The organism is Levilactobacillus lindianensis (assembly GCF_003946095.1).
Lineage (GTDB): Bacteria > Bacillota > Bacilli > Lactobacillales > Lactobacillaceae > Levilactobacillus > Levilactobacillus lindianensis.
In genome coordinates this window covers 1-12,082 of sequence record NZ_RHOD01000025.1, presented here as the reverse complement: position 1 = coordinate 12,082, position 12,082 = coordinate 1, and the positions used below count along the sequence as shown (strand labels likewise).

Genomic DNA, 12,082 nt, shown 5'->3' with positions numbered 1-12,082 from the left:
TGAAGATGGGTAAAACAATTATTCGGGTACCAGCAACTTCGGCGAACTTAGGACCTGGAATTGATTCAATCGGTGCGGCATTACATCTCTATTTAACAGTCATTATCGAAGAGGAAACCGATAAGTGGCGGGTTAACCACGCTTTAGGCACGGCGATTCCTCGCGACGAACATAATCTGATGGTTCAGACGGCTCTCAAGGTTGCGCCTAAGATTCATCCCCATCAGCTCACCGTGATGTCAGATATTCCCGTCTCACGCGGCTTAGGAAGTTCTACCAGTGCCATTGTGGCGGGGATCAAGATCGCTAACGAACTGGGTGAACTTGATCTGAGTCTCTCGGAGCAATTGAACTGGGCCGTTAAGCTCGGTGGCACGTTGGACAATGTTGCGCCAGCTCTGTTAGGCCAGGCGGCCGTGGCGACGGTCAACGATGACCATGCCGATGCCATTCAGTTACCTTTACCAGATGACATGCGTGTGTTAGTCTTCATTCCCGGACAACAATTGTTGTCACGGAAGAGTCGTGAGGCTTTGCCGAAACGTGTCGAGTTAAAGACAGCGGTTCATGCCAGCAGTGTCGCTAATGTGCTAGTGGCGGCCTTGTTGGAGAAAAATTGGGAATTAGCCACGCGGATGATTGAGCGTGATGAATTCCATGAACAGGCGCGTTCTCAACTGGTTCCCGAGCTTAACTTGATTCGGACGGCGGCACACGAACAGGGGATCACGGGAACCTACCTCAGTGGGGCGGGTCCAACCGTTGTGACCTTTGGGACGTCGCCACAATTAACGTTGCTACGAAACAAGCTAGCAACGGCCGATTTGCCCGGTAGCTTGCGGATCCTAGAACTTGATCCAGCTGGGGCAACCGTCCTCACAGATGCATAAGTTCAGATTTTTTTGAATTAACTTGCAAAAAATATTGTCAGCACCCGGATCATTTGTTATACTATTTCTTGTGAGTTAATGCGCCCATGGCGGAATTGGCAGACGCGCAAGATTAAGGATCTTGTCGGGGTAAACCCGGTGGAAGTTCGAATCTTCTTGGGCGCATAACGAAACAGTGAAAGAGGTCATGATGACCCGCGAAAGCGGTGGTCATCATGACCTCTTTTTTTGTCGCTAACGGAACTTAGGTAAGAGTATTCCTCACGAGACTGCTGGTGCAAAGGTTGAAGTCGTCTACCACTACTTTCTGGGAAACTCACAACTATACGGCGACAATGATTCCGTAAATGAGGCCAAGTGGTTCTACAAGAAATTACTTGCGCTAGGCTTTGACAAAACTACGGTCTGCATGGTTGACGTTGAAGACCCAAAGGCCCTGCAGAAACACGTCACACACGACGTTAATTTGTTTTTGAAGTACCTAGCGGGTAAGGGGTACACCAACCTCATTGTGTATGCGTCTGGGAGTTGGTTCACCAGTGGTCGCATCAACAAGGACTCGCTGTACAATAACACCCCAATCTGGGTAGCAGCATACGGCACTGACCGGCCAGGCGTCGATGGGGCTGCAGCATGGCAATACACGGACAATGGGCATGGACTTCATACAGACTTCTCATATGACTTTACAGGCGCTCTAAGCGGCGTTAAAGAGCCAATTAGGAGCGGTAGTACGGTAACCGATAACGTCCCCAATACGGCCGTTGAAGCCGATGTGGGTAAGTTCTTACAAGAGAGTGGTCTATACACCATTACAGCTGATTCAGTGCCGGTTTACACTGATCCAACACTCACCGGAACAGCTGGTGAAACCTTGGCTAAAGGTAGCTCGCTAGTGTGTGTTCCTGCAGACAAGACAGCTCACAGCCTCATGATCAGTCGTGACATGTACATTACGTCGGATGTCAATCAAGTAACCTACATGAAGGGGTGATTAATCTTGCGCTTTCTCGGTCTAAGTGTTGAAGATTGGGCGAGTTTATTGGGAATTATTGGCACGGTGTGCGGGGGGGTATTCTATCTATTCCGTATCATTGTGATAAAACCCATGAACGAGCAGAATCGGGATCTCAGCAACGCTGTTAAGTCCCTAACACACGAAGTACATGTGAATAGAGAGAATGAAGATCGGGAACATCGAGCCATAGACGACAAGCTACATGAACACGACATTAAGATCGCTCGTCACGATGAGGAACTTAAAACGTTGTTTAGAGTGGATAAGGATAGTTAGAAAACAGGTCGGGTACTTTGCTCGGCCTGTTATAGTTTTAAAAGCACGAAAGTTGCACGCACTGAGGTTCTAACCCGAATATACTTAATATTGTTATCAGCGCTGATAGCAAATAAATTTATTCGGAGGGTTTTATTATGTCTGTTACTCCTCATTTGCTATCTGATTTTGGAACTTCTTCTCTTACTCCTGAAAATGCTTTACAAAGTTTTGTGATTGACAAGGATGATCCGGGTGTTGGTTATGGTGTTTTCCAACACAACAGCGGTAAAGAAACGTGGATTGTAAAATACAATTATGACGTTTCTAACGCAGATGCAAAGCAAAATCATATTACACCAGTGTCGAACTTTAAGATTGGTATCGGAGCTGAAAGTGGGCTTGGTGCTGGTCATTCTGGATCAATTCAAGTCTACCATCGAAATGGGCAAACCTATTTGATTGTTGCAACTAAAATGACTGCTACGGGTGGAACACATAAATATGCAACACAGCTTACCCGAATTCCAGTTTCGGACTTTGGTAACAACAATCGTGCAGTTCCTTATGATGAGCTCAAGCGTATTGGTTCACTTCAAAACGTTGGTGGCTCGAGTCTTGGTACCCCTGACCGGGTTGAGTTTGCAATTGACTACTGTGAAGAAAAGATTGCCGTATGGGTTTTTGATCCTAAGACTAAGAGTCGAATGGCATTGTATAATCTTGATGACCTTGATGCGCTGTTTAATAAGGCCAATCCTGAAATTACCATTAAAGGTACTAGCTATGGACTGGTAAGTAATTTCTTGGGGTACACTAAAGCAGAGATGTTTGATCTCTACGATGTGACGAAAGAAAAGTGGGATCATCGTTCTTTACAGGGGCTAGCATTAACTAGTGCAGGGTCCGTGTATGTAGCTTGTGAAAACGGTGTTGGTGATCCCAAGAAGACCTCTGGTGCCAAAGGTATCTGGAAGTTCAAGGTTGGTGCCGGCGATAGTGGAAAGCCTACACGTCTCGACAATAACGTATGGTCAGAGTACACTGCTGGTGTTGTTAAGGATGCCAATTCTGCTAATAAGACAAAAGTCGGGGTGGAAATGGAAAACCTTCAAATTATCGGTGGGGAACTTTATTTAGCAGTTACCTATCATGATGCCAATAATGGTGTAGCACATTTGGACAAGAATCGCCTTTACCACTTTGACAAGACACTTATCTAATTGATTGTATAATAAAAGGGCTACCGTTAGGTAGCTCTTTTTTTAGTATAATCCTTGAATATAATCTGTTGAAACTTGAGCGTCTACCGGGGACACTGCATCTGCACCTGTTAGACCAACGATTGAACCAATATAATTCCAGCCTACTTCATGGAGATTAATGAAAAAGTCTTGTTTGCTGTTATTGATAGTGAGACTGTAACCGTCAGTGTCGTAGTTATCAAACATCATTTGGAAAACACGTCCCATTTTGAATGTCACGCGATAAAGGTGAGACTTACCAGATTTTACTTTTTTAGTTGCCACACCTTTAACGGGTTTCGCTAAATAGTAAGCTACGGCAGAGTGAGTAAGTTTGAACTTCTTAATTTTGGCATAACGAGTCGGTTTATATTTCGAGCCTTTGGTGTGGTAAACAAGTTGACTATCTGCTGAAATCGAAACAAAAGGCAAGGAATGACCGCTAGCATCGTATACAGGGTTATTTGACTTAACCGATAAGAATGGAAACATAGCCGATGATTTATAAGAAAAGGCGGTGTTTCTAGTGTAAGGTTGCTGAGCACCACCATTATTTTTCGACACAGGTAGGCTCACTTGCCAGTTTCCAAGTGTCTTGAAGACCACTCTTTGATTTTTAATACTCAGAGAAGGGGTACTAATGGAAACTAGATTTCCCTTGCCATCACTAAGCCCAGCAACAACGGATCCCTTAGGCAAAGTAGCCTTTTTGTGTTTGTTTAGGTTAGTTATCTTTATTGAGTTCTTTAGTTTATAAGTTTGGTAACGACTATTATTGCGCATTGGGACTGGATTAGTTGAATTATACAACGTGTTAAAATATGAGAGATTCCTAATATCAACTCTGTGAATTAAACTGTCAACATTTCTCCCCGTATTTACAAGTCTTGCTTTTTCGGCAGATGCACTAGTAATGCCTAAGCTTCCCACGACAGCACCTAGTAACATGAGTAATAGGGTGCTTTTCCTTTTTAATTTAAACAATTTACATTCCTCCTAATAATGATTCCCCTGGAGCTTCCTACAATATTAGTATAACGCAATTGAAAGCCTGTGGGGAAAACGCTATTTTAATTGTTAGAGTTGTTCTGCCAGGTATGTCTCATGTTGACTAATAAGCTCTCTAAGTTTTTGTAAGCCATCTCGACAATAATGTGCGGTTAGAGTTCACTGCTGGTGTTGTTAAGGATGCCAATTCTGCTAATAAGAAAAAATGAAAAACCTCAAATCATCGGCGGAGAGCTGTATTTAGCCGTGACTTATCATGATACGAAAAATAAGGTAGCACATCAGAACAAGAACCGACTTTACCATTTTGACAAGACGCTTATCTAATTGATTGTATAATAAAAGGGCTACCGTTAGGTAGCTCTTTTTAGTACAGTCCTTGAACATAGTTGGTAGCAATTTTTGCGTCAGTAGGTGAAACAGCATCTGCACCTGTCAAGCCAACGATTGAACCGACGTATTTCCAGCCCAATTGATAGAGACTAATAAAAAATTCTTGCCTACCGTTGTTAACAGTGAGACTATAGCCGTCAGTGTCATTATCAGCGAACATCATCTGGAAGACGTGGCCCATTTTAAAGGTCACACGATAAAGATGAGTTTTACCAGATCTAACCTTTTTAGTTGCGACACCCTTAACGGGTTTCGCTAAATAATAGGTTATGGCAGAGTGAGTAAGTTTGAACTTCTTAATTTTGGCATAGCGGGTTGGTTTATACTTCGATCCCTTGGTGTGGTAAATAAGTTGACTATCTGCTGAGATTGAGACGAAAGGTAAGGAAAGACCTTCAGCATCGTAGAAAGGTTTATTGGATTTAACAGATAAGAATGGGAACATAGCCGATGATTTATACGAAAAAGCGGTATCTCTAGTATATGGTTGTTGAGCACCACCATTGTTTTTGATTATAGGCAGACTTCCGTGCCAGTTTCCGAGAGTCTTGAAAACCAATTTTTGATTTTTAAGACTCAGAGAGGGGTTGCTAATATAAGTGATGTTTCCTTTGCCGTCGTTAAGCCCGGTGACAACGGACCCTTTAGGTAAAATAACTTCTTTATGTTTGTTCATATTAGCTATCTTTAATGACCTTTTCAGCTTGTAGGTTTGGTAGCGATTTTGAGACATCTTGTATGGTTTAGACGAATAGTCGAACCGCGTATCAAAGTACGAGAGATTCCGAATATCAACCTTGTGGATTAAATTATCCACATTTTTCCCCGTATTCACAATCCTTGCCGTTTCGGCGGACGCACTGGTGATACCTAAGCTGCCAGCAATGATGCCAGCCAACGTGAGTAATAAAGCATTTCTACCGTTTATTTTAAACAATCTAATACCTCCTAGTAGTTTCCCCTGGAGCTTCCTGTAACACCAGTATAACGCAATCAGCAGCCCGCTGGGAGACACTATTTTAGTCTCGGTAGCGTCGTAGTATGCCGCAAGTTGGCTGATAAATTTTCTAGGGTCCTGTCAGTCGGCTAAGGTTAACTTTCCTTGGTACAGGTACTAGAACAGGTTCTGAAATAGCGAGTTTGTTATTTGCTTTTTCTTGTTTCCAGTAACGCTAATAGAGAGAGTGATGAAAGCGTGGCAATTTCTTTCATCCTGCGGATTTCTGATGCTAACTAATAAGGAAAATTTTCCAAGCATATAGGTGGTCTTTCTCCAGACAATGTGGCACAATCAGGGTCGCCAAGAGAACCAATTTGTTCGGTTCTCTGTTTGATGAACGACTGAAGTCACTTGTTTTCAGGATTGCTAGCCAAATTTCCGTAAATTTGGCGGCTTTCATGACAGTTAGGTAACATTTTGCCCTAGTAACCGTTTCCAATGAAAATAGCTCTTCAATTCTTTCATAGATGAGCGTAGTATATGGATTTACATCGATCATTACCAATTTTATGAAACAAAACCACTGACAAGCGACTTGAAACGCGTTATAGTAGTTGTCTTGTGTCAAAAGATTGGCAAAAATTCTAAAGGAGGTCGGCGCATGAACGACTTAACTAAGGGCAACTCCCTCAAACTCATTTTCTTCTTTACGATTCCACTTTTAATTGGTAATTTATTTCAGCAATTATATAACGTTTCCGATACTGTAGTTGTGGGACAAACTCTTGGCGTGAAAGCGCTGGCCGCGGTTGGGGCGACGGGGTCCATTAACTTCCTCATCATCGGGTTTGCCCAAGGATTGACTGCCGGGTTAGCCATCATCACGGCAACGCGGTACGGGGCTAGAGATTACAAGGGCGTTCGTAAGTCATTTGCGGCGAGCATTGTGATCTCGGTACTGATGACCATTGTCCTAACGGTGCTGTCACTGGTCTTTGTTGACCCCATCCTGCATCTGATGCAGACACCTGCGTCGATCTTTGCTAATGCGCGGATCTTTATCAGCATTATTTTTATTGGCATCTTCGCTTCGATGGCTTTCAACTTGTTATCTAATATTATCCGGGCATTAGGAGACTCCCGTACGCCACTGATCTTTCTGATGATTGGGACGGTTGTCAACGTTGTCCTGGAATTACTCTTCATTTTAGTCTTCCACATGGGCGTTGCCGGGGCCGGTTGGGCAACTGTGATTTCCCAAGTCGTGGCCTCACTGTTGTGTGTGGCTTACATCATCCGTTCCATTCCACTGTTGCACTTGTCTAAGGATGATTTCAAATTAGACACGAACGAACTCTGGCAACACTTTACGACGGGGATGCCGATGGGCTTCCAGTTGTCGATTATTGCCATTGGGACGATGGTGATGCAGGCTGCCTTGAACTCTTTAGGTACTGACTCCGTCGCTGCATCTACGGCGGCTTCTAAGGTGGACCAACTCTGTTCCTTACCGATGTCTTCATTTGGGGTGACCATGGCTACCTTTGCCGCTCAGAACTTTGGAGCCGGCAAGTACAGTCGGATCATGGAAGGGGTCAAGAAGACCCTCTGGTTATCTGGGAGCTTCGCGGTCTTTGCCGGTGGGTTAGTGATCTTCCTCGGCAAGCCGATTGTGACCTTAATCATTGGAACAGCTGACGAAAATGTCATTCAGTTATCCCAGACTTACTTCAATATTATCGGGAGCACTTACCTACTGCTGAGTGTCCTCTTCGTTATTCGTAACACCCTCCAAGGATTGGGCCGCCGGGTGCTGCCAACTCTGGCCGGTGTGGGAGAATTAAGCATGCGGATCTTTGCCGCTGTCTTCATGGTGGGGGCCTTCGGCTATGCTGGAGCCGTTTCCGCTGAACCACTGGCTTGGTTGGGATCTTGTGCCATTCTGATTCCGTCATGGATCAGAGCCGTTCAGCAGTTGCGGAACTTACAACGGGCTGAAGATGTGGTTGCCGGTAACCCGACGGCAGAGGAAATCGTTCAAGAAAAGAGCGAAAATGCCCCTAGCGAAACGGCTATGGGTGTGACCCCAAAATTCGAGTCCTAAGATAAAGCATGATACACTAGGGAGATGAGCGATCATCTTCCTTTTTTGATCTTAAACATAAGGAGTTTTTAAACCAATGCAAAATTTAATTTTCGATCTTGATGGCACCCTGCTGGATACGGAAACCATGTACATGCGGGCCTTACAGGCGGTGTTGCACGAACGCGGCATCGACCGGCCCTATGCGGAACTGACGGCGACCTTTGGCATTCCCAGTCGTGATGCATTGATACATCTTCAGATTCCAGACCTAGAGAACGTCTTGGCGGCCTGGGGCGAGCGAACACTGGCGTACAAGGACACTGTGTCGATTTATCCTGGAGTTACGACGGCCCTAGCCAAGTTGCGCGACGCCGGAGCCAACCTCGCCATCATGACCTCGAAACGTCGCTTTGAATATGAACGAGACGTGGTAAGTGTCGGGTTGGATCAGTATTTCAAAGTAACCGTCGTGGCCGAAGACGTGGCGCATGGTAAGCCAGCACCGGATGGAATTCTCCTAGCAATGAAACGGCTGGGTGTCGATCCAGCGGCGACCGTTTACGTGGGGGACACCGCGTATGATTTTACGGCCGCGCATGCTGCGGGCGTGGCTTTTGGGTTTGCCGGGTGGAACGGGAAGCAACCCGTGGATTACCAACCAGATAGACTGTTTACGACCCCTGAAGATTTGCTAGCTCATTAGACTTCTGGATTAGTGGAGCTGCCTGGCATTTTGTGCTATATTTGACCCATAAATAAGTGGGTTTGATTGACGTAAACCGTTTTATAAAAGGGGTGGCAGGATGCTTGCCATAATTATCACAGGCCACGGTGACTTTGCCCGTGGCATCTTACAGAGTGCCGAGATGATTTTCGGTAAAGCGCAGAAGGTCATGGCGGTAACCCTGAGTGCCAATGAAAGCGTAGAGGACCTGGCGAATCATTATCAGGCCGCTATCCAGGGTCTACAACCTGTTTCGGAATTGCTCTTCTTGGTTGATCTCTGGGGTGGGGCGCCCTTTAACGCCGCCAGTCAGCTGGTCCAACAGCATCCCGATGACTATGCAGTGATCGCGGGTGTGAATTTACCCATGTTGATTGAAGCTTTGGATAGTCAGGACCAGTCGTTAGCGACGGTGTTGCCACGGCTGGAACAGGATGGACGCAACGGTATTCGGCGCTTTGAGGGCGCTGACTCGACCGATTAAAATACAGAGGAAGACAAAAAGCTGTGCCTGCGGGCACAGCTTTTTTAGGAATAGGTGATTAATTTCAGCGAAGATAGCTTGCACGACAGGTTCAAGTGCTGAAACGGCCACTTAAGCAAAAGAAAAAAGTTTGAGATTTCTCCCAAACTTTTTAGTGACACGAAACGAGACTCGGTTTGCCATAAAGATAGCCCTGATGAAGAGTAATGCCAAAGCGTTTAGCCAGTGCTTGATCCTTAGCGTCTTCCACGCCTTCGAGAATGAAACTCAGCCGGAATTGATGGGCGATTTTAGCCCAAAAAGCCAGGCATTCTGGAATCTTGGCAGCCACGCCGGCCATCCGGAAATTCTGCATGGCAAATTTGATTTCATCGACGAACGGCAGTAGATGTTGAATGTTGGGGTAGGTGTTGGAACCGGTACCCACATCATCTAACACCAAACCAATATTGTATTGGTGCAGGGTCAGACTGAATGGTTGAATCTCATCCAGCGTGGGAGCTTCCGTTAATTCAATAGTTAACGCTGCCGGGTTGATCCGCTTCTTGAGCGCAATGATTGTTCCCAAAGTTAGCGGATCTCGTAATTGTTGGTTGTTGAGGTTGAAAGCCAGGACTTGTTTAGTAACGGCGGTATTCAGCGCGGTTGCCGTTTGTTCAAGTAGCTTGGCCTGCTCTGCCACGGAAATGTCGGTGAACTTCTGGGGCAGAACCCAGGTTTCATTCTGTTGCTTACGCAGGAGGACCTCATAGCCAAAGACCTGTTGATCATCTTGATTTACTTGAGGTTGAACGAAAAACCGGTACATATTGGTCGACTCCTTTAGTTACGGCGTACCGCATAGAATTTAATTACCTCTATTCTAGCGCTTTTTTTTCAAAGAACAACGCCATATATCGTTCAGTGTGGTGATTGATTAAGGCTGCAAGTAGATGGATGCGCTTACGACTACCCCTGTGTATGGTTTTGTGGGATTAGAAAGAATTCGGTGCTCCGAACATCTGACAATCACTAGTTAGGCGAGCCGGTCTTGAATCTTAGCCAGATCTTGATACTGATCCTGCATCCAGCTTAGATAGGTCTTGCCTTTGGGAAGGGTCTCCGTAACGTTTAGAACGGGAACATCCGCGGATTTGGCAAGGGTGACCATGCTAGTGACGGTCTTGCTGCTAGCCTGGGGGTTATTTACGAAGAAAGCCAGACGGCGAGTCTTGATGGCTGATTGGAGATCGCGAATGGTTTTCGGGGCGGGGTCAGTGCCGTTCTCCACAGCTAGCTCAAAGTCCTTGGCGGTTCGTTGGTAACCCAGTGCATCTAATGCGTAATCAAAGACGGGTTCGCTGGCGGCCACCGGTTGGGCTCCGCGATGTTTTTTGAGTGAGGCGATCTGCTTTTGAAGTGGTGCGAGACTGGTTATATAAGCTTTGGCGTTTCGCTGGTAAGCCTGACGATATTGGGGGGCCAGCTTACCAAAGCGCTTTGCTAAGCTATTGGCAAGGGTGGTCATCGTGTCAGGATTATACCAAATGTGTTCATTGGCTCCCAACTTTTGATGCATCACATCCTTACCGACTCGGATATTCTGAACGCCATCTTTACCGTTACTTTTGACGAGTTTCTGTAGCCAAGCATCGTAACCTAAGCCATTAGCCAACACGACGTTGGCTTGTGAGACAGTCGCCGCGACCTGAGGGGTAGGCTCATAGTCATGCGGGTCGACGCTAGAACTCTTAATAATCGTGTTGACTTGACCGTGATCGCCCAGGACTGCGCGGGCAACCTCACCGTAAAAATCTAGGCTGGCCACCACGTGGATTGGTTTGCTGGTGCTTGTCTGGCGTGCCGATTGGCGCCCGCAGGCACCGAGTCCTAAGATTACTGCAACTAGGCTGATAAAGACCAAAATGCGGGATTTAAAATAAGGCATAAATGATGTTTCCTCCTAAATAGTAATTATTACCATTTAGATATTACAGAAGAAACGGTTAATTGACAAGTCTAAATTAAAAAAGACCATATGTTATTCTAGAGTAAATGACAGAAGCGGGACGGAAAGAAGATGCCAGTAGTGAAAGTAGCCCAAGAAGAATTCTCCGTATTAACCAGGTTTATCGGGCCTCTGAGCCGGCGACGGTCAATAACAGGCGTCGCTCTTGCGGTCCCTAATCAAGCCATTCTATTAGGTCAGTTGCGGCAAAATATCGCTGAGTTTATGACGGGTGAGGAACCCCAAACAACACGAGAGATTGCTAGACAACTCTCACTGCAATGGGAGCGAACCGCCTTTCATCAGAAAGTTTCCTTGGTGGGGAAGGCCTATCCGGTGGTGGTCAGTTTGGCGTTGCTTGATTGGTCGGTTCAACTACCGTCGCGTTTCCCAATAATGTGGGAGCAGGGCCTGGTCTTGTCAGCCTTGAGGCGATTGAAGGCCGCAGATTGGCAATCCCACGCAGAGGTTGCTTCGTTGACTTTCGTGAGTGGTGGTTTCGGGCCGCCCCCGGTGACCTATTGTCTTGATTTTGCTGCGGGTAGATGGGGGATCGAGCCTCCCCACAAAGGGTCGCGGCGATCATCGTCCAATCTACTAAAGTGGCATCAGTTACGGCTTAGTGACCATGATCGACGCGATTTACAACGCCAGTTAGCGGCTTTACATTTGGAATATTGGGATAAGACCTATCTAGATCCGGATGTTTATGATGGGGAGCAGTGGCAGGTTAAGGTTTATTATGTGGATGGAACTGTGAAAGAATTCAGTGGGTCAAATGCGTACCCGTTTAACTTTAGACAATTTCGACAACTCTTTCGACAAATTGCTGATTACTAGCACTGTCATCTCGTAAAATTGATAAGAACGGGTGGCAACGCGTTCGGATAGAAAGCAAACAGTGACTCATCGCGTGGCATTAAATTCTGGATGGATAAGTTGCTGACGACAATAAAAACCCCTTGTAAAATCTAATTGCTATAGTCCCCTTAAGGTTGACAGATGAAATACTATAATTCATCTGTTAACTTTAAGGGGATTTTTCTATGCCTA

11 protein-coding genes and 1 tRNA gene are annotated in these 12,082 nt (G+C 45.9%); 8 read left to right on the top strand and 4 right to left on the bottom strand.

The window, feature by feature from the left end; translation table 11 throughout:
• Positions 1-5 precede the first annotated feature (5 nt).
• The 4 genes from thrB (at position 6) to EKM70_RS09245 (ending at position 3,386) form a co-directional block, all read left to right on the top strand.
• Positions 6-890: a homoserine kinase gene (thrB, locus tag EKM70_RS09260; protein ID WP_125547263.1), complete on the top strand. Its 885-nt coding sequence runs from the start codon at positions 6-8 to the stop codon at positions 888-890.
• An 80-nt stretch (positions 891-970) separates the two neighbouring features.
• A tRNA-Leu gene (locus EKM70_RS09255) sits at positions 971-1,055 on the top strand.
• A gap of 91 nt (positions 1,056-1,146) precedes the next feature.
• Positions 1,147-1,884 carry a GH25 family lysozyme gene (locus tag EKM70_RS09250; protein WP_125547261.1) on the top strand — a complete coding sequence of 246 codons (738 nt, stop codon included), beginning with the start codon at positions 1,147-1,149 and terminating at the stop codon, positions 1,882-1,884.
• Between the two features lie 437 nt (positions 1,885-2,321).
• Positions 2,322-3,386 carry a helveticin J family class III bacteriocin gene (locus EKM70_RS09245; RefSeq protein ID WP_125547259.1) on the top strand — a complete coding sequence of 355 codons (1,065 nt, stop codon included), beginning with the start codon at positions 2,322-2,324 and terminating at the stop codon, positions 3,384-3,386.
• A gap of 42 nt (positions 3,387-3,428) precedes the next feature.
• Here the strand turns inward: EKM70_RS09245 and EKM70_RS09240 are convergent, their stop codons facing one another.
• A complete protein-coding gene (locus EKM70_RS09240; protein WP_125547257.1) occupies positions 3,429-4,391 on the bottom strand; it encodes a hypothetical protein in 963 nt (320 codons plus the stop codon).
• A gap of 391 nt (positions 4,392-4,782) precedes the next feature.
• Positions 4,783-5,745, bottom strand: coding sequence for a hypothetical protein (locus tag EKM70_RS09235; protein ID WP_125547255.1), 963 nt, complete (start codon positions 5,743-5,745; stop codon positions 4,783-4,785).
• A gap of 664 nt (positions 5,746-6,409) precedes the next feature.
• Here EKM70_RS09235 and EKM70_RS09230 point away from each other — a divergent pair.
• From EKM70_RS09230 to EKM70_RS09220, 3 genes are all read left to right on the top strand, one after another.
• Positions 6,410-7,852, top strand: coding sequence for an MATE family efflux transporter (locus tag EKM70_RS09230; RefSeq protein ID WP_125547253.1), 1,443 nt, complete (start codon positions 6,410-6,412; stop codon positions 7,850-7,852).
• 76 nt (positions 7,853-7,928) lie between these two features.
• Complete coding sequence (locus EKM70_RS09225) at positions 7,929-8,537, top strand: HAD family hydrolase (RefSeq protein ID WP_125547251.1); 609 nt, start codon at positions 7,929-7,931, stop codon at positions 8,535-8,537.
• Positions 8,538-8,637: 100 nt separating this feature from the next.
• Complete coding sequence (locus tag EKM70_RS09220; protein WP_125547250.1) at positions 8,638-9,042, top strand: PTS sugar transporter subunit IIA; 405 nt, start codon at positions 8,638-8,640, stop codon at positions 9,040-9,042.
• Between the two features lie 151 nt (positions 9,043-9,193).
• Here the strand turns inward: EKM70_RS09220 and EKM70_RS09215 are convergent, their stop codons facing one another.
• Positions 9,194-9,850 carry an EAL domain-containing protein gene (locus EKM70_RS09215; protein WP_125547248.1) on the bottom strand — a complete coding sequence of 219 codons (657 nt, stop codon included), beginning with the start codon at positions 9,848-9,850 and terminating at the stop codon, positions 9,194-9,196.
• A gap of 207 nt (positions 9,851-10,057) precedes the next feature.
• Positions 10,058-10,969 (bottom strand): metal ABC transporter solute-binding protein, encoded by a 912-nt coding sequence (locus EKM70_RS09210; RefSeq protein WP_125547246.1) that lies wholly within the window; start codon positions 10,967-10,969, stop codon positions 10,058-10,060.
• Positions 10,970-11,101: 132 nt separating this feature from the next.
• Here EKM70_RS09210 and EKM70_RS09205 point away from each other — a divergent pair, with 132 nt between their 5' ends.
• Positions 11,102-11,869 (top strand): hypothetical protein, encoded by a 768-nt coding sequence (locus EKM70_RS09205; RefSeq protein WP_125547244.1) that lies wholly within the window; start codon positions 11,102-11,104, stop codon positions 11,867-11,869.
• The last annotated feature ends 213 nt before the right edge of the window (positions 11,870-12,082 follow it).